The organism is Novosphingobium sp. 550D, from assembly GCF_057401885.1.
The window spans coordinates 2,230,104-2,255,221 of record NZ_CM171613.1 but is presented as its reverse complement, the minus strand read 5'-3'; the positions used below and the strand labels follow the sequence as shown (position 1 = coordinate 2,255,221).

Below are 25,118 nucleotides of genomic sequence, written 5' to 3'. Positions count from 1 at the left end.
TCCCTTATTTCGAGGCCGCGTGGAGCAGTTCACGCGCCACATTGCCCAGCGGTACGACCCGGTCGACCGCACCGCGAGCGATGGCTTCCTTGGGCATGCCAAAGACGATGCTGGTGGCTTCGTCCTGGGCAATGGTGCGCGCGCCGGCCTGCTTCATTTCCAGCATGCCCTGCGCCCCATCATCGCCCATCCCGGTCAGGATCACGCCGACGGCATTGCTGCCCGCCGATTGCGCCGCCGAACGGAACAAGACATCGACCGAAGGCCGGTGGCGCGACACCAGCGGCCCTTCGCGCACGCTAACCGTGTATCGCGCGCCTTGCCGGGTCAGCAGCGTATGGCGCCCGCCCGGCGCGATCAGCACGTGGCCGCGCATGACGGTGTCGCCATCTTCGGCCTCTTTGACATCAACCTCGCACAAGTCATTGAGACGTTGGGCAAAGGATCGCGTAAAATGTTCCGGCATATGCTGGACAATGACAATGCCGGGCGAGTTCGCGGGCAGAGCTTCCAACACTTCACGCAACGCCTCGGTCCCGCCGGTGGAGGCACCGATGCACACGATCTGTTCGGTGGTCCGGCTCATCGCCCGCGTGCCCGGCGGCGGCAGAACCGCGTCGGCGGTCAGCTTTTGCTGGGGCTTGATCATCGTGCGTTCGTTGCGCGCCGAAACGCGGGCGCGGGCGGCGCCTTTGACCACATCGCGGATGCGCTGATGCTGTTCGGCAAGGAAGTCGGCCACCCCGGCCTGCGGCTTGAGGATGATGTCCACAGCGCCCGCCTCCAGCGCCTGCAGCAAGGTTTCGGAACCGTCCTCGGTCAGCGATGAACACATGACCACCGGCACCGGACACTGGCTCATCAATTTGCGCAGGAATGTGATGCCGTCCATGCGCGGCATTTCCACGTCCAGCGTCACCACATCGGGCAATTCATCCTTGATATAGCGCGCCGCGGCAAAAGGGTCGCTGGCCGCCGCGATCACCTCAATCTGGGGATCGGCGGACAGGATCTTTGTCATCATCTGGCGCACGCTGGCCGAATCATCGACGATCAAGACACGGATCTTGGGCATCGGCCTTACCCCTTTTTCCTGAACACCGTGTTGGCCACGGTGGTGAGCGGCAGATCAAAGCCATGGATCGATTCCGAATGGCCAAGGATCAAATGGCCTCCGGGGCGCAGATTGTCGCAAAGGCGCGAGATGACCTTGTATTGCGTATCACGCTCGAAATAGATCAACACGTTGCGGCAAAAGATAATGTCCATCGGTTCGCCAACCGGATATTTCTCATCCATCAGGTTCAACCGGGCAAAGCCCACCTTGCGCCGCAATTCGGGAATGATGCGGGCTTCGCCGCGGCGCGGATCGCGGGCGGCGGCGACATAGCGCGCGCGCAAACGCGACGGCACGGGCGCAAGTGCGGTCACCGGATAAATCCCCCGCCGCGCCTCGGCCAAAACATTGGTGTCAATGTCGGTGGCCAGGATGAAATATTCCATATCCTTACGCGTGCCGACAAAATCGGCCAGCATCATGGCCATCGTATAGGCCTCCATCCCGGTCGAGGCGGCCGAACTCCAGCACCGGATCCGCCGCCGCCCTTCGGCCTGCATTTCGGGCAGGATTTTTTGCGCCATGTAATCGAAATGGCCCGGTTCGCGGAAAAAGTCGGTCTTGTTGGTGGTGATGGCGTTGATGAAATCATCGACCGCCTCATCCGTGGCATAGCCCGACAGGATGTGTTCGCAATATTCATTGATGCTGGAAAAGCCGCCCTCGCGCACGCGCCGGATCAGGCGACCCTCGATCATTTGGGCCTTGGTCGCCGGCATCTTGATCCCGGTTTGGGCCTGAATATAGGCCGCGATCTGCCGGAATTGCCGGTCACCGATGGACCCAGTACCTGTATCCAGAGCGAGAGCCTTGCCGGACATAATGTTTATGCCGCCCTTTCGGTCGATTGGCCGATCATGGCCGCATCCTGACTGGTCAAAACCTTGGCAATGTCGATCAGCACGACAAAGCCGCCATCCTGACGAATGACCCCGGTGATGTAATCGGAACGCCAGCGCACGCCGATATCGGGTGCCTTTTCGATGGTGTCGCGCGGATAGGCATTGACCACCAGCGCCCGGTCGATGACCAGACCCAACACGATCGTTTCCCCTTCACGCGGCACCTCAAGGATGAGAATGCGCGTCAAAGGCGTGGGTTCGGCCCGCGGCAGGCCAAGGCGCAGCCGCAGGTCGATGGTGGGCACGCCCAACCCGCGTACGTCGATCAACCCAAGGAAATGTTCGGGCGCGCCGGGCAGGTGGAACGATTCCTGATAATCCAGGATCTCGCGCACCTGCTCGACCGGAACGGCGAAGATTTCAGCCCCGATGCTGAAAGTGACCGCCTGCACGGCGCCGTCCCCGCTCATGCCACGCGCTCGAAATCGAGGTCGTCGGCGTCAGGTCCACCCTGATCCAGATCGAGGGCAAAGCCGCGCACGCGGTCCTGTTGATGGGCCACAGTATTCACGCGCGGGGCGCGGAATGTGGGGCGTGCGACCGGCGCCTTGCGGACGGGCTTGGCGGCCTTCTTGACCGGCGCGGCATGCGATTTGTTGTCGGTGCGGAAGAAAGCGACGCTGGCCTGCAATTCCTCGGCCTGCGAGGCAAGTTCCTCGGCGGTCGCGGAAATTTCCTCGGACGAACCGGCGTTTTGCTGCGTCACCTTGTCCAATTGCTGGATCGCGGTGTTGATCTGGGCCGAACCGATGTCCTGTTCGCGGCACGCCGCGCTGATTTCCGCCACCAGTTCGGCGGTGCGGCGAATGTCGGGCACCAGTTTGGTCAGCATCTCGCCCGCTTCGGTGGCCGCCTTGACGGTGTCGGTCGACAGGGTGCTGATTTCGCTGGCCGCCACCTGGCTACGTTCGGCCAGTTTGCGCACTTCGGAGGCCACCACGGCAAAGCCGCGCCCATGTTCACCCGCCCGCGCCGCCTCGACCGCGGCGTTCAGCGCCAGCAGGTCGGTTTGACGGGCGATTTCCTGAACAATGCTGATCTTTGACGCGATGGTCTGCATGGCCACGACGGCCTTGCTGACGGCGGCGCCGCTGACTTCGGCGTCCTTGGCCGATTGGCGGGCGATCTTTTCGGTCTGGGCGGAATTGTCGGCGTTCTGCTTGATGTTGCCGGCCATTTCCTCGATCGAACTGGATGCTTCCTCGGTGCTGGCGGCCTGTTCAGTGGCGCCTTGCGACAGGGTTTCGGCGCCTGCCGACATTTGCTGCGAACCCGATGCGACATTGTCCGCCGCGCTCGACACATTGCCGATCACCTGCGCCAACTTGTTCACCATGTCGCGCGCACTGGCCAGTAGGCTGGTCGTATCACCATCCTTGGTTTCCACGCGCACGGTCAGGTCGCCTTCGGCAATCTTGCTGATCACATCGCGGGCATAATCGGGTTCACCGCCCAATTGCTTCATCACGCTGCGGATGACGACGACCGCCGCGCCAACCCCGACCAGAATGGCCAGAACCATGATGGAAAGGAACATCAGCCGCGCATTGGTATAGGTTTCCGCCGCCATCTTGGCCGTGGCCGCGCCGCCATCGACGTTGATCTTGACCAGCGTTTTCAGGTCAGTCGAAAAGTCATCATACAGCGGCTTGGACGAGAAGATTTTGCGGTGCGCATCATCATTCTCATTCTTGCGCGAATGCTGGATGATCTCATTATGGATCACCAGAAACTGCTCATATTTCTGGGAAAAGCGGTCATAAACCGCCTTTTCCTCCGGCGATGAAATCAGCGCCGCATATTTTGCGCGCGTGTCGGCAATCGCCTTGAGCAAACGATCGGTGTCCTTTTCAACCTCGGCCATCTTGGCCTGATCGGTGTTGGCCACATGGGTCAATTCATTGACGCGCAGATCCGACGTCCCGGTGTCGATCGTGTGGATCAAATCGATGCTGGGCATCCAGTTGGTGTTGATCTCGACTGCCTGATCGTTGATCTTGCTCATGTTGAAAATACCCACGATGCCCAGCACCGTGGAAAGCAGCAGGACGGCAGAAAAGGCCGCCGCCAATTTCGTCCTAAGGGTCAGTTTCATAAGGCAATCCTCTGGAGTTTCGGTCTCTGAACAATCGGGGGCGGCGATCAGTTGATGTTATGTTGCCGTGCGGACTGGGCCAGGCTTTCGGCAAAGATCAGTTCGAGATCGGGCAGGATGACGAATTGGCCGTTGGGCCGGGCAATCGCGCGGATGAAATCGGCCCGCCAACGCATGCCGACGGGCGGCGCTTCCTCGATGGGAACGCCCTCCATGGCGGCCACGTCCAGCACCTTGTCCGCAACCACGCCAATCGTGGTGGGTTCGCCTTCGACATCGGCCTCGATGACGATAACGCGCGTGTCCTCGCCATGGTCGATTTTGGCCATGCCAAAGGCCACGGCCAGATCGGCCATCGGCACAATCGCCCCGCGCACATTGATCAACGCATTGGCAAAGGAAGGCGCGCCCGGCACCCGCGTAATGGGCGGAACCTCAAGGATTTCGCGCACGGCCTGCGCATCAATGGCAAACATTTCGCCATCCAGCGCAAAGGTCAGCACCCGTTCGGGAACAGGAACGCCATTCATCATGTTCATGCCACTTCCCCCGCCCGTTCGGCCAGCAGGCGCTGGTTCTTTTGCGCACCGACAATCAGCGTCGACACATCAAGGATCAGCGCCACGCTGCCATCGCCAAGGATGGTGGCGCCCGAAAAACAGCCTTGCCCCGCATGAAAGCGCGAGAGCGATTTGATGACGGTCTGGGTGTTGCCGATGATCTGATCGACGACCAGACCGACGCGGCCGCGCCCCTGTCCGACAATGACGACTTTCTGGAACAAGTCGGCGGGATAATCGGTGCCGAAACTGTCGCGCAGCCGGACATAGGGCACCAGTTCGCCACGCACGTCGAGGAAGTTGCGCTTGGCCGTCGAGGCCACCTCGCTGGCGGGCAGTTCGATACATTCCTCGACCACGGACAGCGGGATTGCATAACGCCCTTCGCCCACCCGCACGAGCATACATTCGATGATCGCCAGCGTCAGCGGCAGGTGCAGCGTCATCGTCGTGCCGCGACCGTCCTGGCTGGAAATGTCGATCGTGCCGCGCAAGGATTCAATGCTGCGCTTGACCACATCCATGCCAACGCCGCGCCCGGACAGGTTGGTGATCGCCGCCGCCGTCGAAAATCCGGGGTGAAAGATCATCTGGAACAATTCGGCATCGCCCAGCAGCGCGCCGGGCTGGATCAAGCCCTGCGATTCGGCCTTGGCGCGCACGCGTTCGCGGTTGATGCCGCGCCCGTCGTCGGTGATGGCGATCAACACCTCGCCCCCCGCCTGTCGCGCCGACAGGGTCAGGCGACCGGTCGTAGGCTTGCCCGAAGCGACGCGTTCGTCGGCCATTTCCAGACCGTGATCGCAAGAATTGCGGATCAAGTGGATCATCGGATCGGCCAGACGCTCGATCACGGTCTTGTCCACCTCGGTCGCTTCGCCTTCGGTGACCAGTTCGATGGTCTTGCCGGTTTCCCGCGCCAGATCGTGGACCAGACGGCGGAAACGGCTGAACAGATTGCCCACCGGCATCATGCGCATGGCCATGGTGGTGTCGCGCAATTCGGCGGACAGGCGCTCGATATCCTCCGACACCGCGCGCAGGGTCAATTCATTGACCGGCCCCGACATGCCCGCCAGCTGAGCCAGACGGCTTTGCGCGATGACCAGCTCGCCCACGCGGTTCATCAATTCGTCCAGCCTTTCGGCGGCAACGCGTACGCTTTCCTGCGCCGCCGGGGCGGCCTTGCTGGCTGTCGGTTGGGGCGCGGTGACGACGGTGGCCACCGGGACTTCCTTTTCGGTGACCTCCGGTTCGGGTTCATCGACCAGCGGCGTGATCGCCATATCCATGTCGTCGATGACAAAGATGAAGACATCCTCGATGTCCTCACACGTCACGTCGCCTTCGACCACGATGTCCCAATAGATATAGCATTCGGTGGGAACCATGCTGGCCAAGGGCGGCAATTCATCCAGCCGCGGCGTGATCCGGCAATCGCCCAGCCCGCGCAATTCATCCAGCAAAGGCAAAGGATTGGTGCCATTGGCCATCGAACCGGGGGGCAGCTTGAAGGAAATGTGCCAGCCCTTGCGCTCGGCTTCCTCGATGCGGCGGGGGATGGCGACGCCTTCGCCATCGGCCACCGCCTTTTCCAGCGCGGCCAGAATCGCATCGCCCGCCGTTTCCAGCATCGGATCGCCCTGCGTGCCGACATCGATCAGCGCCTGCATGTGATCGCGGGCCGACAGAACCACGCCGATCAGCGCCTGCGAGGCTTCGGCCTTGCCCTTGCGAACGCGGTCAAAGGCGGTTTCGCAATGGTGGGTGAAACGGGCCAGCGCCTCAAACCCGAACATCGCGCCCGAGCCTTTCAGAGTGTGCAGGCCGCGAAACACTTCATCGACCAGCGCGCTGCTGGTCGAATCCCCGGCCAGATCGAGCAAGGCGCGCTCCACCTGATCGAGCAGGTCCGCGGCCTCGACCCTAAAGGCGGCGACTGGATCGTCTTCGCTCATCGGCCCAGCACCTTTCGGGCGATCTTGACCAATTGGTCGGCGTTGAACGGTTTGACCAGCCATCCGGTCGCGCCGGCGGCCTTGGCCTGTCCCTTGATCCCGTCATCGCTTTCCGTGGTCAGAAAGATGATAGGAACGCCGGTCTGCTTGCCCGACTTTCGGATTTCGCGGATCATCGTCAGCCCGTCCATGCGCGGCATGTTGAGGTCGGTGATAATCATGTCGAACCGCTGGGCTCCGGCCTTGGTCAGGCCTTCCATGCCATCATTGGCCTCCGTCACGGTATAGCCCGCGCCGGTCAGCGCGATCCGCACGGCCATGCGCAGGCTGGAGGAATCATCAACGGTAAGGATGGTCGCGCTCATGCAGGGATTACTCCATGGAACCAGAAATCGACATCGGCGGGTGTCTGAGGATAGAGACCCGACCGGTTGAGCAAGGAGATCAGCACCGGGTTGGCCGAAGCCGTCAGGCGGAAATGGCGATGGTTGCGGTCGGCTTCGGCGCGGGCGGCCAAAATCAATTGAACCACGCCCAGATCGCCCTCCTCCAGTTGGTCGACATCAAGGTCGACATCCTGTCCGGCCGCGAATGCCTCGCACAGCGCCTCATAGGCTGCCGAAACCGTTTGCAGCGTCACCTGCGGTGCCAGTCGTACCAATGTTGCCATAATCAAGCCTAACCCCGTCAAAGGCCTATTCAGGCGCCCTTTCATTGACTCAGGAGTATCAGAAGCTTGTAGATGGTTACTTTGAGAGGGACTGCGTAAACTCACGCAGTCCCGAAGCAATCATAATCGATTTTAGTTCACAACCTTGCCCGCAACATGCACAATACATTGAATTTATGCGGATATTTATTGATCATCAACAAGCGGCTTTGGCCCCATCACTTCGGCCAAAACCCGCGAAACATCTTCGGCGGCCAAGGGGCGGCTGAACAGAAAACCCTGCATGTCGGCACAGATCTGTTGTTTCAGGTAATCAAGTTGTTCATTGTTTTCGATGCCTTCGGCCACACAGCCAAGGCCAAGACTTTGCGCAAGGTTAAGGATGCCATGCACCACCGCCGCCGCATTGGGTTCGGTGGCGACCTCGCTCATAAAGGCGCGGTCGATCTTGATGCGATCCAATGGAAAACGCCGCAGATAGGACAGAGACGACCACCCCGTGCCAAAGTCATCGAGCGAAAGCGTGACGCCCAGATCCTTGAGATCATTCATGATCTTTATTGTGACTTCGGTATCGTCCAGCGTCAGGCTCTCGGTCAACTCAAGCTCAAGCCATTGCGGATCCATGCCTGAAACTTCCAGCGCATGTTTAACGCTTTTAACGATATCGCCGCGATAGAATTGCTGGGCCGAAAGGTTGACGGCCATGCGGATCGGGGGATGGCCTTGCGCCTGCCACGCCATATTCTGCTGACATGCCTGCACCAACGCCCATTCGCCCACCTCGACAATCAGGCCCAGTTCTTCGAGCAAAGGCACGAAAACCGAGGGCATGACCAAACCTTGCTCTGGGTGGTTCCAGCGCAGCAAAGCCTCGACCCCGGTGATCTGATAACCGTCGAGCGCAACCTGCGGCTGATAGTAAAGGGTGAATTCGCCATTGGCGCAGGCCATATGGATGTCATTGGCCAATTCCTGCCAACGCATCGTCGCTTCGTTCATTTCGGGGGTAAAGTGGCGGTGAATGCCCCGCCCATTACCCTTGGCGTCATACATGGCCGTATCGGCCGCACGCATCAGCTTGGCCGGATCTTCGCCATCATGGGGATAGGTGCTGACGCCAATGCTGCATCCGATATGCAATTGGTGCTGCTCGATCATAAACGGCGTCTTGAGAGCAGCCAGCACCTTTTCGGCCACCACGTCAATATCGGCGCTGCTTTCCACATCGCCCAGCAGGATCACGAATTCATCCCCGCCCAGCCGGGCCGCCGTATCGCATTCGCGCAGACAGGCGCGCAATCGATCCGCCACGGTTTGCAGCAACATATCGCCCACGTGATGACCCAGTGAGTCATTGATATGTTTGAAATGATCGAGGTCCAGCATCATCACCGCCACCTTGCCGCGCGCGCGGCGGGCATGGGCGACGGCCTGTCCCAGCCGATCGGTCAACAACGTGCGATTGGGCAAACCCGTCAGCGCATCATGCAGCGCCATATAGCGAATGCGCGCCTCGGCCTCTTTGCGGTCATTGATGCTGCGGAAATTGTAAAGGATCACCTTGCGCTGATCGGTCTGATAGGATCGGGCAATAACCTCGGCATGGGTGATCATGCCATTGGTGGCCAACAGGTTCCAATCGTCATATTTGATAATTTCACCGCGCAGCGCGTCTCCCAAAAATGCCGCATCCAGCCCCAAATGGGCGAGGCCGGCAATCTCCCAAATCTTTTTGCCCAGCACATCGGCAGGGTCATCGGTCAACATATTCAAGGCCGCCGGATTGGCATCAAACACCTGGCCGGTCAGCGCATCGACCAACATGAGCCCATCGGGGGCCGTTTCGAACAGGCGGCGATAGCTGACCTCTGTGCGTTGCAGGCTGACTTCGGCGATCTGCCGCGCAGCCATTTCCTGCTCCAGCTTCGCATTCTTGGCGGCCAGCGTCTTTTGCGCATCCCTGAGGCTGAGGTGCGTGCGCACCCGGGCCAGCAATTCCTCGGTCTGGAACGGCTTGCTGATATAATCGACGCCGCCCGCCTGAAAGGCCGCGATCTTGTCCGCCACATCGGTCAGCGCGGTCATGAAAATGACCGGAATTTCCGCCGTCAACGGATTGGCTTTTAACCTGCGGCAGGTTTCAAACCCGTCGATCCCCGGCATCATCACGTCCAGAAGGATCAGATCGGGCTGGCCAAATTCGGCGCGTTTCAACCCTTCCAATCCGTCCTGGGCCACGGTCACATTGTAATTGTTGTCCTCCAGATGTTCGCCCACGACGCCCAGATTGACCGGGTTGTCATCGACCACCAAAATGGTCTGAACCTGTGCCGACACGTCCCCCATATCGGCAACAAAGGCTCCCGACATATCGCTCATGCCTGCTTCTCCCTATTATTCTCTATCAATGCCAAGAGGGCCTGCGACTGAAACGCACGCGCCATGCGCTGGATCGTATCGGCAAAGGCGCGATAGGCCGGGTCGAGCGCAGCGATTGCTTCGGCCTCGGCCCGCACCATGCGCATGTTCCCGGCAAGGGCCGCGCCATGCAGAGCATCAAGCGCATCGGCAGGCGGGAAGATCATGGCATCATCTTCCGGTTCAACCGGATTGCCCTCTCCCATGATCCATTCAACGCCGGTCGCCTCACCCACCAGACGGATCATTTCGCCCCGATCCAATGGTTTGGGCAGGAAGGAACAAGCGCCCGCGGCCAGCGCATTGGACTGGTTCTGAGGCGAAATGCCCGAAGATACTGCGATGATCGGCACGGATTTCACGCCTTTATGCGCGCACAGGATCCGGATCGCCGCCAGCCCATCCATGACCGGCATGCGGATGTCCATCATGATCAGGTCTGGCGGCGAGGCAATCGCCTGATCAATCCCGGCCTGCGCGCTGGACGCCTGCTCGACGGTAAAGCCCAGTTCCCACAACATTGCGCTGAGAACCTCGCGATTGGCGGTGACGTCATCGACCACCAGCACACGCCGACGCGCGCCGCGATAGCCGGTGCATTCGGCAGGGCTGATCGCGGTGGCCGCTTGGACATGCGAAACGGGCAGATCGAGGTCGAACCAGAACAGGCTGCCCTCGCCCGGTGCGCTTTCGACCTTGAGTTCGCTGTCCATCAATTCGATCAACTGGCGGCTGATCGACAGGCCAAGGCCGGTGCCGCCCGAACGCTTCTCGGTCGCGCCCACCTGTTCAAAGGGCCTGAAAATGGCGGGCAATTCCTGTTCCGAAATGCCCACGCCGGTGTCGCGCACGGAAAAATTGAGGCGGACATTCTGATCGCTGATAATCAATACGCTGACGCTCAGCGTAATGCCGCCACGCTCGGTAAATTTGACCGCATTGCCCAGCAGGTTGAGCAAGACCTGACGCAACCGCTTTTCATCGGCCAGCACGAATTCGGGCAGATCGCTGGCCAATTCGCAATGGAATTCCAGCGCCTTTTCCTCGGTCCGCACCCGCATGATCGCCGCGATGCCCTTCAGGAAACCGCGCAGGTCAATGCTGGAAGGGTAAAGTTCAAACTTGCCCGCCTCGATCTTGGACAGGTCAAGGATGTCATTGATCAGCGTGAGCAGATGCTCGCCGCTGTCGTGGATGGTCTGTGCCGCGTGCTTGTGGCGTTCCTCCAGTCCGCGCTCGCGCATCAGCAATTGGGCATAGCCCAGCACCGCGTTGAGCGGCGTGCGCAATTCATGGCTCATATTGGCCAGAAAGTTCGACTTGGCCTGACTGGCGCTTTCGGCCACCGAACGGGCAATATCCAATTCGCGGCTCTGTTGGGCCAACTGGGCCTGAATGCTTTTGCGCTCGGCGATTTCGGCCTGCAATTGCTCGATCGCGGCGTCACGTTCCAAGACGCGAGCGGCCAAGGCTTCATTGGCCATGCGTAATTGCGTGGGCGACGGAATGGCCAAAAGCTTGGGCATCAATGGCCAAAGCGCCCCGGCCGTCGCCACCGAGACCACCGCCGTCAGCGCCTTGACCAGTGCCTGAATGCCGTAAATCGGCTTCCACAAGGTGATGATCGAAATGACATGCGTTGCACCGCATGCCAAAATGAACACCGCAAAGCATATGAACACCCAGCTAAAAGCGATATCGCCCCGCTTGCGCACCAGCATCACCAACGCCACCGGAATGGTAAAGTAGGCCAGCGCCGTGATGGCATCAGCCAGCACATGGGTCCAAATCAGCTCTGGTTGCCACAATAGGCAGAAGCCGTGGGGGGCATACCCTTGAGCATTGAGAAGATTGTGAAAATACCGCAGCAAGGCCATGCCTTTCATCAGTCAGTTATGACTGTTTTACCACGGCTTCGCTTTAAATATTGTCGAGCAGATATTGAGCAGATTACCTAATAACACCTAAATCACAGAAAAATGGAAACCCCAGTTAAGCCCCTTATCATCGCCATGACGGCATCCTTTTACGCCATATTCTGCAATTCCATATTTCCGATCTTTCCTTGCAAAATGATCGAATGATTCCAGATGCAAGAAACACCGCCGCGCAAAAACGCATTCGCCCAATCCGGGAGATGAACAACGTCAAACCTTGCCATTCCGGGGGGGGAGGTTTTGTTGCACCCGACGTTACCTTATTTAACGCTTTAAATCATTATCTTATAATGGACAAAGGACTGGACCGCGCCGACGCATTTCTGCGGGTTTCCGCGAAAATTGGCGAACCGTTTTCCGGCTGATTTGGACCCCACGCATAAGCGGCTATGCCATTGGCGACCTTGTGGGCTGGCAGGTGCAAAAACTTGAACGCGGCGGGCGCAGCGCCGACGCGCTTCGCTGGCGCGACAAGCTGCTCCAGGTCGCGCGGGAATATAACACGCGGGATAAACGCAAGGGTGAACGCGAAGGGCCGCTGCGATCCCGCGCTCGACACGATCTGCGCCAAGGCCAGACTGGCCCGCGCCACGGTGGTTCGCACGATCTGCACGTTGCAGCACCATCGCTTTCTGCAAAAGGTGCGCCGCACGCGCAAGTCAGAGCGCAGCCCTACCCCACCTCGCGCCTCGGCAGCATACTCCTGCCTGACGACCCCAAACTGGCGTGGGAGCGAGGGCGTTCGGGCATCAGGCAAAGTCTGCGCTCCCTGCCCTGCCCCAGCCTAGCGCCTGCCCGCCCAGCGCTCGTCGGTGCGCTCAACCTCAAGCGGCCCGGCCCACGTTTGGCAAAGCGCAAAAGCATCCTGAGGCGACGCGTCCAGCCAGATATCCCAATCCTCGCGGCGCAGGATCACCGTACGCCTCCGATAGCGGCCGCCCGTGAGATCAGAATTGGCTCCGGCGGTTCTCGGCGATGATGTCCTGGAGACAGTCGACGCCATCGCTGGAGAGAGCAAGAACAGGCTCATCGCCCGTGCCGTAAACCCAGATCAGTCCGTCTTCGGTGTCCATCTGGTCGGTGAGGTCAAAGAGGAAGTCTTCATCTTCGCCCAGGTCCAGTGCGACCCTGGTGAGGGTCGTGACGGCATAGACCTTGTTTCTCTGCATTAGGCGGCCAATTCTGCAATTTGAGCCTGCTGGGTCGCTTTCCAGTTCCACGGAAGCAACTCATGCAACTGGCCTTGGGGTATGTCAGCGATGCGGGCGAGCACGTCGGTAAACCAGGCCAGCGGATCTATGCCGTTAAGTCGGGCCGAGCCGAAGAAACTGTACATCATCGCTGCCCGCTCACCGCCGCGATCGGAGCCGACGAACAGCCATGCTTTTCTGCCTCGAGCCACACCGCGCAGCTGCCGCTCGGCCGCATTGTTTGTGAGACAGATCCTGCCATCGCCAAGGAAGGCGGTGAAACCCTCCCAGTCGTTGAGCATGTATGCGATGGCCTTGGCAACAGCATCGTGACGCGAGAGCAAGCCAAGATGCGTGCGCATCCAGACTTCGAGATCGCGCACAAGCGGAGCAACGCTGTCCTGCCGAACCTGCAGGCGCTGGGCGGCGGATTGGCCATTGATGGTGTGCTCAATGGCAAAGATCCGGTCGATTTGCTCCAGCGCCTCCATGGCAAGAGGTGAGACGATAGGCGGCTTGCCCTTTTTGCGTTTGAGTTGGCGCGCGACATCGACCAGTTCGAAGAACTGGCGACGTGAATGGGCCCAACAATTGGCGCGGGTCATGGTGCTTTGCCGGAACATTTCATTGAAACCGGCAAAGCGATCAACCTGAAGGATGCCGCCATATCCGGCCAGATGACCACGGGGATGTTCTCCCTTGCGATTGCGGGAGTAATAGCAGACCACGCCGGGCGGCGAGAGCCCGCCAAAGGGGCTGTCATCGCGCACGTAATCCCAGATTCTGGCGATATCGGTCTTGTATCTGGCCAGCAGCGGCAGAGTGGTGTCATCGGCATGGAGCCGATCACCGCCAAGAACATGGGCTTCAAGGAGAAGGAACAAGGGCCTTGTCACGACACTGATGGCACCGATCTGGTCCGCCAGTGTCGAGAGACTGATCGGAATGCCTTCGGCTTCAAGCCGGTCGCGCTGAGAATTGAGCGGTTGGTGCAGACCATATTTCTGGAAGGCGAGGTTGGCGAGAAAGTGCGGCCCGAACATGCCGCGCGGCGTCACATGGAATGGCGCCGGGGGCTGGCTGATTTTCTCGCAACGACGACAGGAGACCTTCTCGCGGATCGTGCGGATAACCTTGTGGCGCGCAGGCACCTTCTCAAGCGTTTCGGTGATGTCGGCGGGTAAGCGGCTGAGACTGCCCGAACCACAACAGGGACATTGTTCAGGCGCCGGGATCACGATGTCTTCGCGCGGCAGATCGGCTGGAAAGTCGCGGCGCGTGGCGCGCTTGCGGGTGAATGGGGCAACGCTTGTAGTCCTGGCCGCAGCGATCTGGCCTTCCATCTCAGCCGCACTGGCATCGGCCTCTGCTTCTTCAAAGGCGATCTCGAACTGATCAAGCACCCGCCGACGTTCGGAACTCGCGCCATATTTATCGCGGCGCATCTTCTCGTTCATCAGCTCAAGATGTGCGTTACGAGCCTGCAGATCGGCATTGACGGCCCGAACTCTGGCCAGTTCCGCTTCCGTCTCGAGAGCATGAGCCTGCGCACAGGACAACTCGGCGCGCAGGCGTGACAGCTCCTGGGAAGGCTCAATTGCGGACATGCGCCCGCATAGCAGAAATTCGTCAAAACTCCAGCATTTTCGCCATTTTCAGCGCCATTTCACCTTTCAGGAAAGCGCCCGAATGGGGGCTGAGTGCATCAACCAACCTGTGCCGGGCGCCAGGTTTCCTGCGGCGCGCGCCAGTCGATCCCTTCGAGCAGACATGCCAGTGCCGAGGCCGGGATCGCCACTGTTCCTTCCTTTGTTGCCGGCCAGACGAACCGCCCCCGCTCCAGGCGGCGGATGTATAAGGACATAGCAATCCCGTCATGCCACAGGATCTTGCACAAAGATCCGCTTCGTCCCCGGAAGACAAACAGGTCGCCGGTATGCACGTCCTTCCTGAGTGCCTGTTGCACCTGCAATGCCAGTGAGCGCATGCCTCGCCGCATATCGGTATGTCCCAGCGCCAGCCAGATCCGCGCATTGCCTGAAACGGGGATCATCGCGACAGCGCCTGCAGGACAGCGGTTGCCAATGGCAATGGCGCATGTTCGCCGATTTCCACTTCCGCTCCGTTCAGGCACACCCTGATGGCGCAAGCCCGGCGGGCAACTTCAGGTGGATCGGGCTGCACGACGACTTGCGCAAAACCTTGCGTTCCACCGTCCGGCGTAAAGCCAAACTCCTTGCGCCACCGGTAAAGCTGGCTTGGATGCACATCGGCCGCCCGCGCAACATGGGCCAGAACCGCACCAGGGGCAAAAGCCCGCGCCAATAGCGCCAGCTTCTCTGCATCATCCCAAATCCGACGGCGCTCCGAGCCTGCAAAAACCGTTACTTGTCCCACCACTGATCCTTCGCACCAGTGCTAACACCAGAGCTAGCACCGGGGCCTAAATCCACACCGGATGGGCATCCACAAGGCGGCCGCTATCGGAGGCGTACGGATCACCGGCATATGATCGTGGACATCTGTCATCTGATCGCTGCTTGGCACCATCACCATTGTGTAGCATTTGCCCCAAACATCGGTGGGCCGCCAAAGCCCCGCGACCGCAAAGGGCTCTTTCCCCGGCATGTGGCGGCGTTGATCTGTCGCAGATTCCGGCGCTGGCATGAAGTCAAGGGTTCCACGCTAGGCGCAGCGGCTCGGCACGCATCTCTACAAGCTATGCTGGGGGCATTTTGCCTTTGGGAAAGCACGCCCCAAAATCCCATTGATTTCAATTAGCACCTAGCCGCCTGCCGAGCGCCTTGCGATAACGCTCTGTTAAGCCGGATTTAGGCTGCGTGACAAACCAGGTAAGTCGGATATCCCAGTTTTTGATCCAGTCCTTGTACAAGGCTGTGGTATCATATTGACCGTAACCAGGGAACGGCGACATTTCGCAGGCATAGGGTCTGTTGTTGGCGATCATGATGTCAACCCGCATGAAATCAATTCCGACAGATAGAGCCGCTGCTGCTTTTGCCGCCTCGGCGTAACCAACCGGAACCACGAAATCGAGAGGGAGCCAGTTACGCTGGTAAGTGGGTTCATGCATGATCGAGGTGATGCGCTGACCGTCTGCAGTGAAATAGGCTATCCGTTCATCATCGGTCTTCTCCCCAACTGTAACGACCGCAAAGTGAACCTTGCCGTTGCAGCAAAAGAAATTGACATCGACCAGCGGGCCATTTTCGCTGATGATTGCCTCTTCACCGAAAACTCTTTGCGTGGGATTGGGCCAGTACCGTCGACCGTACTTTTCGTTGTAGGGCAAACGCAACCATTGGCTAATGATCTCCTTGATGGAAGCAGGGTCGACCTGGCCGGCTCCAAGGAAAAGGTTTTGATTACATCCACTATTTGCCTTGACGACAATACCTGCGCGCAGGGCGTCGAGCGGTAGCTCTGATACCGACGTCACCGACCACAAAGTGCGAGCGACTTCGAGGCCGGGCGCGCGCTGTTTCATCCATTCCTTGGTGGCCAATTTATCGCCAAAAAGATGAAACAACGGGTTTTGATCGAAGATCAGGCGCCATATGCGCTTTTCACGGAACCGGGTCGGAACGGCTATGTTAGGCAGTGTCCTCTGCCGATAGGCTGTTCGTGCCATCCACATTGGGTGCTTAAGATATACGCATAAGTTTATCATCAGAAGAATGAGCAAATCACCACAAGATTCCCTTAGCTTCTGCATAACAAGCGCATTCCCCCCGAAATGTCTGAAAGCGGGTATGCGTAGATGCCCGCTTGGGAGCCCGCATCGCAGAAATTCTGTGGCAAGCAACCCTAATCCGAAGATCTTTCAAGGCACCAGGTCGTCTCGGCCATGGCACTTGGGAAAATACGATGAAGAACGTGCCTTCGGCCAGTTCAGCAGCCAATACCGCATGTCAGGCCCAATCAGCGGGTCGCGCTCAACGGATGGGACGCGGCAGTCGGTGGGACCAATTGGCTGGTCGAGAGCATCGACACCGCGATGGATGCTGGCGGGATCAAGCAGATGGTAAGGTTGTAGAGGGCGTAATGCTCATTGTCCGCCCCGCGAAACCCCTCACTCCGGCGCTTCACTCAACTGCCGAATATAGGCGATGATATCCGCCCGATCGAGCCTGTCGGCTATCCCGTCAAATTGCATCGACGTGCCCGGAATCATCTTTTTCGGATTGCTGATCCAACGATCCAGCGTCGCCGCGTCCCACTTGCCCCCCTTGCCGCGCAAATCCGCCGTATAGCCGAACCTCACGCTGTTCGTACCCATGGGCTTTCCATAAACCCCGAACAGGTTCGGCCCGCCGCGATCCGTCGCGCCTTCAATATAGGAATGACAGGCTTTGCATTGATCGAATTTCGACGCCCCGACTTTGGCATCGGCAACACGCATAAAATCGTCCAGCGTAGGATTTGCCCCCACAGCGCGCAGACGCTCTTCCCGGCGATCATCCGTGCACCCACCCACCATGACCAATGTTCCCAAGAGAAGGCCATGCAGGACACCCTTGGCGTGGCGTGGCAAAACGCTGGCGCATGAGGTCTTTTGGGAACGACTGGGCACGGATTCGCTGGGGTAATTCATGCCAATCGCGTTGCTCTCAAGCGCCCGGAATGTCCAGTTGGTCTAGGACAATCAACCCAAACTTGCACTTGGTTCCGCAATGCCCCCATCACTGGCCCAGCAATAGCACTATTCGGGCAACTTCCAGCTCATATAGAGCTTTAATTGCCGCCCCGCCACACTATCACCTTTCAAACTCATCGGCTCCAATTGCAGGGTGGAGGCAAACTGATAGGTTGCAAACCTAAAGTCGTGAATTGCTCTATCTGAATCGGGAATAGCTCCGGTTCCCGCAAGATTGATCCGCCCCTGATCTCTGCACAACAATTTTAAATTTGGTTGAATATCACAAACCAACAAGACCTGGGCCGATACGCCATTGCGCAGAGCAGCCGTCGGGTAAAGCCAACTTAGCAATTCCCCATCTATCGGCTTGGTCAGCTTGATGTCGCTAAATGCTAAAGCATCACCGAGCGCATATGGTGCGCGTGCATCTTCGGGGCTAACGACCTCATCAAAGAACTGTATTGCAAATAGGGATTTGGCGATACGCGATTTCGGCGCCCGAGCAGCATTCAGCCGCTCTGTGACAACACGCAGCAAGGCAACATCTTTGGGATCCGCAGTTCGCTCCCATTGGTCATAATCGTCCCTGGCCTTGGCCCAATTAATAGTCTTTCCATTTTCATCGACGCTGGATGCCGGCACGCACGCCCCGGGCAATCCGAATAAGCCAATGACAATACAGGCCACTCGAAAATGCACAGGCTTATCTGGCTTGACCGCCATGCTATCCCAAGTTGCTGCGCGCACAGAATCGCTGACGGGAATCGCCATGTCTGCGGACTGAATCGTTCCATGCGATACTGGAACCGCGACCATACTGTCTGGTACCGCAGATGAAGCAAGCAACATGGCAAGAATTGGCAGCATTCGATCCCCCTATACCCTGTGAGTGAAGCCAAACTGCCTTAAAATCAAGCCGGTACTGGGTGCTATAATCCATAATGCATGCCTGCCCTTCGCAAAAGGCGGATGCGCACCAGACCGATGCGGTCCATAGGTATAATGGTTAGACGTTCGTCACCATTGATGACGCGTCCTGCCTTCCAGCCCTTTTCGTCGAAGCGGCCTTCTTCGACCCTGTCGATTTCGGCAAGGCCCGCCTTGTCGGCAAAATCGACAGTGAAGCCCCGGCCTATAACCAGAAAGCTGCCTTTGCCCTCATCGATGACAAGGCCGAACGGGCGGCCATCCCCCGGCGCTGGCTGGCCATGCTCGGTCTCGCTGGGCAAAGGTGCGGGCGTAGGGGGCGCCTGAAGGCCCGCATCCAGCAACATTTGCTTAAGCAGCACCTGCGTTTCGCGCACCGTGATCGTATAGCCGCCTAAATGGATTTCGACCGGTTTGCCATCGTCGATCAGGATACCGGCGATACGCTTTTCCGCCTGTGCCCGCGTAATGACGCCATCCATATTTGCAAGCAGTGCATAGGCCTGCGCCAACTGGCTGTCGGGTTTGCCATCCTCGATGCCAAAGATGGAATAGCCCAGCGCGCCATGCTGGCCCAAGGCCCAGAACAGATTGCCGGTGCGGAATTGCGCCTCGGGCACAAAGGGTGGATTGCCCGCGTGGTCATAATCGGCCAGCGGTTCCTTGGCATCCGGCACGTAAATATCGGGCGAGAGCATGTCGAGCGATGGGGCCGCAGCCCTCCATATGTCCAGCACCCGCTTGGCCGGACCGCCGCTGGGATATTGGCCCGCGATCGGCTGCCCTTCCTGCGGCCCCAGCCACCCATTGACATACATGGGCAAAGGCAGGGCCTTTTTGCCCTCTGCGGCCAGCGCCTCCATATAGCGGGCGAAATGCCACGCCATAAAGACCTCGTCAGCCTGCCAGTCCGCGCCAAAGACCTGCGCCCAGGTTCCGGTGCTGCGGCGCCGCTGACGCGCCCACAATTGCGCCAGTTCAGGACGCAAATCCTGCCGATGAGCGGCGAGATACTTCAGCAGAGGCGAGGGTACCTGCTGTCCCCATGCCGCATTGGCCAGCGGTGAGCGGTCCCGGCTGTCATGCAACATGCCGGTTTCGTTGTTGACCTGCACCATGATGACGCGATGATCGGGATCGACCTGCGCCAGATGTTTCATGAAAGCGGCAAAGGCGCGCCGATCGGCATTCAGCAGTTCGGGCGAGAAAACCGACAGCACAGGCTTGGGCATGGCGCCGGGATAGGTGAAGGCCTCCGCGAACTGTCCCCGCGCAACGGCACGGGGGAAACGGGCAGGATTGGCGCGCACCCAAGTGGGCGCATAGGTCGAACTGGCATTCTTGAACGCCCCGAACCAGATCAGCACCAGCCGCAAATTGTGCTTTCGGGCCTGCGCAATCTGGGCATCGATCAGAGCATAATCGTAACGGCCTTCCTGCGGTTCGAAGTCTTCCCAACTCACCGTGCTGACCACCGTGCGGACGCGCATTGCTTTCAATTTGTCCCATACCGGCCGCATATAGTCCGAGTTGGAGGCACTGGAATTGTGTAATTCGCCACCAAGCGCGAGGTATGGTTTGCCATCCACAAGCAGCTGGCGGTTTCGGATGACCGGCAATTCCTCGGCATGGGCAGCAGGAAAGAGCGCCCCCGCCGCAATAGCCGTCAACAAGCACGGCAGGATCCTCTTCACAATGCATCCCCTCTTTGATGTCCGCTCAGCAGCGCACAAATCAAAAGTAGGACTATTGTTCTGATATGGCAATGGGGGCATTTGCCGAGTGCGTTCAATCTTTGGGGCAACCCCATGTATGGCCGTTTTCGAGACAAGCGGTCGTTCGAGTGCCAAATACCCGGCGGCTTGAATTGGTCGCCTGCCACCTCAACCGCAAATCCGCTGAAGTGATTTAACGTGGCCTGTTATTGATCAGCAATTCATCCTATTATTATGCGCCTGTGGCCTAAATGGCCCGTTCGACAGCTTCACGATCAACACCGGCCGCCAGTTCGGCCTCGGCGCCACATGCCGTTTCTAAGGGAAGAGAACCAGCCCATGAGCTTCTGCGACACGATCTGGCAGGACGTCGCCCCGCTGCGCAGCGCGATCCTCGCCCAGCCCTTTCTTGCGGAGTTGGCCGATGGATCGCTCCCGCCCGAGAGCTTCAGACACTACATGCTGCAGGACAGCCTATACCTTGCAGAATATGCCCGCGTGCTGGCGATCGCGGCCGCGCGCGCGCCCACGGCCGAAGGGCGCCTCGAATTCTCGGACGGCGCCAAGGTTGCGGTGCAGGTGGAACAGGCGCTACATCAGGCCTTCTTCGTACAGTTTGGTGTTACCACAGAAATGAGTCGGGAGGCCGAGGCGACGCCCGCGTGCCTTGGCTACACCAGCTACCTTGCCAGCCTTGCCGCAACGCGCAGCTACGAGGAACTGATCGCGGGCATCCTCCCCTGCTTCTGGGTCTATTGGGAAGTCGGCTGCGACATCAAGCCGCGCGCTGCCTCGCCCAATCCTTATGCAGCATGGATCGATACCTACGCCGCTCCCTCCTTCGGCGAGGCAACCGATCGCGTTCGCGCACTGGTGGACGAGGCCGCCGACAACGCCACCCCGGCAACCCGCGCCGCAATGGCGACCGCCTTCCGAACCGCCACGCGCTACGAATGGATGTTCTGGGATTCCGCCTACCGGCGTGAGACCTGGCCTATCTGAGCGGCCCCTTCGAGACTTCCCATGGCGGCCATCCCCGACGGTCTCGTCACGACGACAAGCCACAACGGCCGCTTCCGTCACAGGCAGCCATTGGGGGCGATGGACGAACGGCGATAGCTGGTCGAAACCTGCCTCGGTCGCTCTACGCTTGGACTGGTGGGTTTCTGGCCACAAGCTGAGGCACCTCCTCCTCCCCAAACCAATCGGCGTCGCTGATGCGGCTTTCGTTGACGCGGCGGCTGGCGGCGCTGGTGGCTAGGGAGTGGATGATTTGGAGGACGGAATCGTGGTCGCTGGGGGAAAGGGCCTGATTTTGGCGCAGCAGCTCACTCGTGATGACCTTAACCGCCTTGCCCTTCGTGTGTCTTAGAGGATGCTCTTGCCCAAGCGTATCATGGGCCAGTGGAACGGATTTGGGGGCAGAAATTGGCCTTAGCATGGATGGCGCAAACTGGCGTGCCACTCGATTGGCATTGCAAGAAATTTTGGGAATACATGGCCGATCCCTTCGCGCATCGGAACGCGGGCTATCAGAGCTATTTGCGCACAGGCCATGCACCCAATAGGCGCAATGTCTTTACGCCTGTTGCGCGCCAGTGCAGAAGAGATTGTCACGCTGGCACATAGTGACGAAGGGCAGGCGAATGATAGAAAAGCGGGCTTTAATGACGGTGACGATGTGCGCGGCCCTCGGGTGGTCAACGGGTAGTAGCGCGCAAAATTCAAGCACAAGCTGCTATCGCGTCGGCAATACGGTTCAGTGCAACACCACAACGCAAGCCCCTCCGCCACCCATAGCGCCACTAGTGCAACCGTCTCCTATGCCAGATTTTGGCAATTCCTTTATGCAAGGCTATCTGCAAGGGCAGGCGATCAGGCGTCAGCGCGAGGCGGCGCAACAAGAGCAATATGCTAGAGCGCAAGCGGAGATTGCAGCCGACAAGGCGCGTTTTCGTGAAGGCCTGCGAAAAGACGTAGGCGACTTGCTAGCAGCCGGTGATTGCCCAAAGGCGATTGCCGTGGCGCTACAATATGGCGAGATTGAATTGGCGAACCAAGCTAAGGCATTTTGCGCCAAGCCCTAGACAAACTATTCGAAAATACAGGGTCATCGTCCGAATATATTAGAATAGCCATGAAGGCTAGGCGATGGGCAGCAGATACCAACACGGCGACCTGCAAGCCATCACCGATCTGATGAATGGGGCGACTGCTATACCGGCGTCATGACCGACAACACGCCCGAACTTGCGCACATCCATGACCGATCACCAGTTATCCTAGCCCCATACCAGTGGCGGATTTGGCTAACCGCGCCCTTGCCCGAACTGTATAAATTTGATTGCCCCTTTCCGGCATTAAAAATGCTTGTGGAAAATACCGCAGGCCCTTGGAGCGCAAAGGCCGCGAATCCCCCCCCAAGCATCTTTTGACCTTTAGGCGCGAAAATCGCTCTGGTGCTTACTATGTGCTTACTAACGGCTTAGGCGAGGAAAACAGCCCAAACGAAAAATGCCCTAAACCCTTGAAAAAATGGTGCACCCGACGGGATTCGAACCCATGGCCCTCAGATTAGGAATCTGATGCTCTATCCTGCTGAGCTACGGATGCACTCGGCTTGGCCATAATGGCGCGTCGTCTGACTTGCAACCACTGGCGCGCACAAAAGGTTCAGTTAATCTCTTCGGGCGGGGCGACCGGGACCAGCAAAGGCATGATCTCAACCCCTTCTTCGACCAGAGCGCGCGCGTCTTCGGGGCTGGCCTGACCGTGAATGGGTGCCGGTTCCTTGTCGCCATAATGCATGGCGCGGGCGTCTTCGGCAAAACTCTTGCCGACCCAGCGCGAGGATTTCAGCGCTTCGGCCTGCGCCTCGACCACAACCTTGATCGCGGCTTGCAATTTCTCGCGCACTTCGGGCGGCAATGGTGGCGTTGGTGCCGGACCAGCAGCAGGTGCAACCATCGCCTGCGTCGGCGCGGGAAGCGATGGCGTCGCCACCACCTGTTGATTGCCCTTGCGGTTCAACCGGGGCGCCATCGGTGCCTTGATAACATCATGGCTGTCGCATTGCGGGCAAGTGACGAAACCGCGCGCCTGCTGATGCGTAAAATCATCCGAAGAGGCGAACCACCCTTCGAAACGGTGGCCGTTTTCACGGCAGGCAAGATCATAAACAATCATGGCGTTCAGGATGTAAGAATGGGTCGGCGATTGACAAGGCTGGGCAATTGGGCGCGCACTTCGGCCAAGCGCTGCGGCTCGATTTCGGCAAAGCCAAGCCCCACCGCATCCCCGCCCATGTCGAGCAGGACATCGCCCCAAGGGTCAACGACCAGACTGTGGCCATAGGTGGCGCGGCCATCCTGATGCTGGCCCACTTGCGCGGCGGAAACGACATAAGCGCTGGCCTCGATGGCGCGGGCGCGTTGCATGATGTGCCAATGCGCGGCCCCAGTAGGCACCGTAAAGGCCGCCGGAATGGCGATCAGATCACAGCGCGCACGGCCCAAAGCCTCAAACAAGGCCGGGAAACGCAGGTCATAGCAGATCGCCAGCCCCAACCGCCCCGCAGGCGTTTCGACCGTCACCACCTGATCACCGGGACGATAGGCGCGGCTTTCGCGCCAACTCTCACCCCCCACTCCATTCTTGGCGGCAAGGTCCACGTCGAACATGTGGATCTTGTCATATTGCGCGGCGATCTGCCCCTTTGCATCGATGACAAAGGTGCGGTTGGCGGCGCGCTCCTCGCCCTCAACCTTGACGGCCAAGGAGCCAAGCACGACCCAGACCCCCTGCTCGGCCGCCACATTTTGCGCCGCCGCCAAGACTGGGTTTTGCGATGCCGGAACGATATGGGGCGCCGCCCTCGCCCGGTCACGGTCAATCAAACCGCACATTTCGGGCGTGAACAGCATCGTCGCCCCGCCGGCCTTGGCCGCGCGCGCCGCCTCGACAATCGTGGCGGCATTGGCGGCGGGATCGATCCCGCTCGTCATTTGAAGCAGGGCGACGCGGGCCATGTTACAGGCCCAGCAGCGGGTTCAGCTTGCCCGCAGCGTCCAGCGCGTGAATGTCATCGCTGCCGCCCAAAGCCTGATCATTGACGAAAACCTGCGGCACGGTGCGCGCGCCCGGATTGCGTTCGCCCATCTCGCGGCGCTTGGCCGTATCCATGGTCACGTCGATCTCGGTATAGGCCACGCCCTTGCTGTCCAGCAAAGCCTTGGCACGCACGCAATAGGGGCAACCCCATTGGGTATAAATCTCGACCTTGGGGGTGGTCATCAAACAAGTCCTTCTTTGTCGTTTGTCCGGGTCTTGAAATAGGTCGCGGCTAACATATCTCAAGATCCGTGTCATGCGCCGCACCGGGCATGACCACAATCAGAAAGCGCCGACAAGGGCTTTCGTCGAACCGAAAATTGCTCAAACGCAAGAGGATTTTTGATATGACCCGTTTTGATTTCACCCCCTATCGCCGCAACACTGTTGGCTTTGACCGCTTGTTCGACCTGCTGGAAAACGTCAATCGTGCGGGCGGGGGCGACAATTATCCCCCCTTCAACATCGAACGCAAGGGCGAGGATTCCTATCGCATCACGCTGGCCGTGGCCGGGTTCAAACCCGCCGACATCGACATCACCGCACAGCAGAACCTGTTGGTGATCCAGGGCCGCAAGCATGACGAGCACACCGCCCCGCAAGGCGAATATCTCCACCTGGGCATTGCCCAGCGCGGGTTTGAGCGCCGCTTTGAACTGGCCGATTTTGTCCGGGTCGAGGCCGCCAACCTTGAGGACGGCCTGCTGGTGATCGACCTGCTGCGCGAAGTGCCCGAAGCGATGAAGCCCAAGAAGATCGCCATCGGCACCGCCGGCCCGGCTGCTCTGACCGTGGTCGAAGGCAAGAACGCCGCTTAACCCCAAGACCGAGGAGCCTTCCGCCCCCGCGCGGAAGG

At 59.3% G+C, this 25,118-nt stretch carries 27 protein-coding genes and 1 tRNA gene; 5 read left to right on the top strand and 23 right to left on the bottom strand.

Annotated elements, in window-relative coordinates; translation table 11 throughout:
• Positions 1-4: 4 nt before the first annotated feature.
• The 10 genes from AC2S2E_RS10625 to AC2S2E_RS10580 form a co-directional block, all read right to left on the bottom strand.
• Positions 5-1,075 (bottom strand): protein-glutamate methylesterase/protein-glutamine glutaminase, encoded by a 1,071-nt coding sequence (locus tag AC2S2E_RS10625; RefSeq protein WP_476104930.1) that lies wholly within the window; start codon positions 1,073-1,075, stop codon positions 5-7.
• Between the two features lie 5 nt (positions 1,076-1,080).
• The gene (locus AC2S2E_RS10620; protein WP_486522300.1) at positions 1,081-1,938 is read right to left on the bottom strand and encodes a CheR family methyltransferase; all 858 of its coding nucleotides are present in this window, start codon (positions 1,936-1,938) and stop codon (positions 1,081-1,083) included.
• A gap of 5 nt (positions 1,939-1,943) precedes the next feature.
• Positions 1,944-2,429 carry a chemotaxis protein CheW gene (locus AC2S2E_RS10615; protein WP_476104932.1) on the bottom strand — a complete coding sequence of 162 codons (486 nt, stop codon included), beginning with the start codon at positions 2,427-2,429 and terminating at the stop codon, positions 1,944-1,946.
• On the bottom strand, positions 2,426-4,114 hold the full coding sequence (locus tag AC2S2E_RS10610; RefSeq protein WP_486522299.1) for a methyl-accepting chemotaxis protein: 1,689 nt from the start codon (positions 4,112-4,114) through the stop codon (positions 2,426-2,428). Before AC2S2E_RS10610 ends, AC2S2E_RS10615 begins: the two co-directional genes overlap by 4 nt.
• Positions 4,115-4,161: 47 nt before the next feature.
• Positions 4,162-4,653, bottom strand: coding sequence for a chemotaxis protein CheW (locus tag AC2S2E_RS10605; RefSeq protein WP_476104936.1), 492 nt, complete (start codon positions 4,651-4,653; stop codon positions 4,162-4,164).
• The gene (locus AC2S2E_RS10600) at positions 4,650-6,632 is read right to left on the bottom strand and encodes a chemotaxis protein CheA (protein ID WP_486522298.1); all 1,983 of its coding nucleotides are present in this window, start codon (positions 6,630-6,632) and stop codon (positions 4,650-4,652) included. Before AC2S2E_RS10600 ends, AC2S2E_RS10605 begins: the two co-directional genes overlap by 4 nt.
• Complete coding sequence (locus tag AC2S2E_RS10595; RefSeq protein ID WP_476104939.1) at positions 6,629-6,997, bottom strand: response regulator; 369 nt, start codon at positions 6,995-6,997, stop codon at positions 6,629-6,631. The genes AC2S2E_RS10600 and AC2S2E_RS10595 overlap by 4 nt, the downstream gene beginning before the upstream one ends.
• Positions 6,994-7,272 (bottom strand): STAS domain-containing protein, encoded by a 279-nt coding sequence (locus AC2S2E_RS10590; protein ID WP_486522297.1) that lies wholly within the window; start codon positions 7,270-7,272, stop codon positions 6,994-6,996. Before AC2S2E_RS10590 ends, AC2S2E_RS10595 begins: the two co-directional genes overlap by 4 nt.
• Before the next feature lie 216 nt (positions 7,273-7,488).
• The gene (locus tag AC2S2E_RS10585; protein ID WP_486522295.1) at positions 7,489-9,684 is read right to left on the bottom strand and encodes a two-component system response regulator; all 2,196 of its coding nucleotides are present in this window, start codon (positions 9,682-9,684) and stop codon (positions 7,489-7,491) included.
• On the bottom strand, positions 9,681-11,531 hold the full coding sequence (locus tag AC2S2E_RS10580; RefSeq protein WP_486522294.1) for an ATP-binding protein: 1,851 nt from the start codon (positions 11,529-11,531) through the stop codon (positions 9,681-9,683). Before AC2S2E_RS10580 ends, AC2S2E_RS10585 begins: the two co-directional genes overlap by 4 nt.
• 272 nt (positions 11,532-11,803) lie before the next feature.
• Between AC2S2E_RS10580 and AC2S2E_RS10575 the strand changes: the two genes are divergently transcribed.
• Positions 11,804-12,025 (top strand): hypothetical protein, encoded by a 222-nt coding sequence (locus AC2S2E_RS10575; protein ID WP_486522293.1) that lies wholly within the window; start codon positions 11,804-11,806, stop codon positions 12,023-12,025.
• Between the two features lie 419 nt (positions 12,026-12,444).
• Here AC2S2E_RS10575 and AC2S2E_RS10570 read toward each other — a convergent pair whose 3' ends face one another.
• The 9 genes from AC2S2E_RS10570 to AC2S2E_RS10530 form a co-directional block, all read right to left on the bottom strand.
• The gene (locus AC2S2E_RS10570; RefSeq protein WP_486522292.1) at positions 12,445-12,576 is read right to left on the bottom strand and encodes a hypothetical protein; all 132 of its coding nucleotides are present in this window, start codon (positions 12,574-12,576) and stop codon (positions 12,445-12,447) included.
• 31 nt (positions 12,577-12,607) lie between these two features.
• Entirely contained in the window at positions 12,608-12,829 is a 222-nt protein-coding gene (locus AC2S2E_RS10565) for a hypothetical protein (protein WP_292690834.1), read from the bottom strand.
• Entirely contained in the window at positions 12,829-14,457 is a 1,629-nt protein-coding gene (gene tnpC / locus AC2S2E_RS10560) for an IS66 family transposase (protein WP_476108095.1), read from the bottom strand. The genes AC2S2E_RS10565 and tnpC overlap by 1 nt, the downstream gene beginning before the upstream one ends.
• 98 nt (positions 14,458-14,555) lie before the next feature.
• Positions 14,556-14,903: an IS66 family insertion sequence element accessory protein TnpB gene (gene tnpB, locus AC2S2E_RS10555; protein ID WP_273617544.1), complete on the bottom strand. Its 348-nt coding sequence runs from the start codon at positions 14,901-14,903 to the stop codon at positions 14,556-14,558.
• Positions 14,900-15,247: a transposase gene (locus AC2S2E_RS10550; RefSeq protein WP_273617543.1), complete on the bottom strand. Its 348-nt coding sequence runs from the start codon at positions 15,245-15,247 to the stop codon at positions 14,900-14,902. Before AC2S2E_RS10550 ends, tnpB begins: the two co-directional genes overlap by 4 nt.
• A gap of 376 nt (positions 15,248-15,623) precedes the next feature.
• Entirely contained in the window at positions 15,624-16,502 is an 879-nt protein-coding gene (locus AC2S2E_RS10545; RefSeq protein WP_486522291.1) for an ATP-grasp fold amidoligase family protein, read from the bottom strand.
• 441 nt (positions 16,503-16,943) lie between these two features.
• Positions 16,944-17,444 carry a c-type cytochrome gene (locus tag AC2S2E_RS10540; RefSeq protein ID WP_476104950.1) on the bottom strand — a complete coding sequence of 167 codons (501 nt, stop codon included), beginning with the start codon at positions 17,442-17,444 and terminating at the stop codon, positions 16,944-16,946.
• A 129-nt stretch (positions 17,445-17,573) separates the two neighbouring features.
• Positions 17,574-18,377: a hypothetical protein gene (locus AC2S2E_RS10535; RefSeq protein WP_486522290.1), complete on the bottom strand. Its 804-nt coding sequence runs from the start codon at positions 18,375-18,377 to the stop codon at positions 17,574-17,576.
• Positions 18,378-18,439: 62 nt separating this feature from the next.
• Complete coding sequence (locus AC2S2E_RS10530; RefSeq protein WP_486522289.1) at positions 18,440-20,110, bottom strand: GH35 family beta-galactosidase; 1,671 nt, start codon at positions 20,108-20,110, stop codon at positions 18,440-18,442.
• A gap of 381 nt (positions 20,111-20,491) precedes the next feature.
• On the opposite strand from AC2S2E_RS10530, the gene tenA reads away from it, so the two are divergent.
• From tenA to AC2S2E_RS10515, 3 genes are all read left to right on the top strand, one after another.
• The gene (gene tenA / locus AC2S2E_RS10525) at positions 20,492-21,154 is read left to right on the top strand and encodes a thiaminase II (protein WP_476104954.1); all 663 of its coding nucleotides are present in this window, start codon (positions 20,492-20,494) and stop codon (positions 21,152-21,154) included.
• Positions 21,155-21,975: 821 nt separating this feature from the next.
• A complete protein-coding gene (locus AC2S2E_RS10520) occupies positions 21,976-22,239 on the top strand; it encodes a hypothetical protein (protein ID WP_486522288.1) in 264 nt (87 codons plus the stop codon).
• A 141-nt stretch (positions 22,240-22,380) separates the two neighbouring features.
• Positions 22,381-22,587 (top strand): hypothetical protein, encoded by a 207-nt coding sequence (locus AC2S2E_RS10515; RefSeq protein WP_486522286.1) that lies wholly within the window; start codon positions 22,381-22,383, stop codon positions 22,585-22,587.
• Positions 22,588-22,688: 101 nt separating this feature from the next.
• Here the strand turns inward: AC2S2E_RS10515 and AC2S2E_RS10510 are convergent.
• The 4 genes from AC2S2E_RS10510 to grxC form a co-directional block, all read right to left on the bottom strand.
• Positions 22,689-22,765, bottom strand: a tRNA-Arg gene (locus AC2S2E_RS10510).
• Between the two features lie 60 nt (positions 22,766-22,825).
• Positions 22,826-23,338, bottom strand: coding sequence for a DUF1178 family protein (locus tag AC2S2E_RS10505; protein ID WP_486522284.1), 513 nt, complete (start codon positions 23,336-23,338; stop codon positions 22,826-22,828).
• Between the two features lie 5 nt (positions 23,339-23,343).
• On the bottom strand, positions 23,344-24,180 hold the full coding sequence (locus AC2S2E_RS10500; RefSeq protein ID WP_486522283.1) for a carbon-nitrogen hydrolase family protein: 837 nt from the start codon (positions 24,178-24,180) through the stop codon (positions 23,344-23,346).
• A gap of 1 nt (position 24,181) precedes the next feature.
• Positions 24,182-24,445 (bottom strand): glutaredoxin 3, encoded by a 264-nt coding sequence (gene grxC, locus AC2S2E_RS10495; protein WP_476105039.1) that lies wholly within the window; start codon positions 24,443-24,445, stop codon positions 24,182-24,184.
• 164 nt (positions 24,446-24,609) lie between these two features.
• Between grxC and AC2S2E_RS10490 the strand changes: the two genes are divergently transcribed.
• Positions 24,610-25,080, top strand: a complete 471-nt coding sequence (locus tag AC2S2E_RS10490) for an Hsp20 family protein (RefSeq protein WP_476105041.1) — start codon at positions 24,610-24,612, stop codon at positions 25,078-25,080.
• The last annotated feature ends 38 nt before the right edge of the window (positions 25,081-25,118 follow it).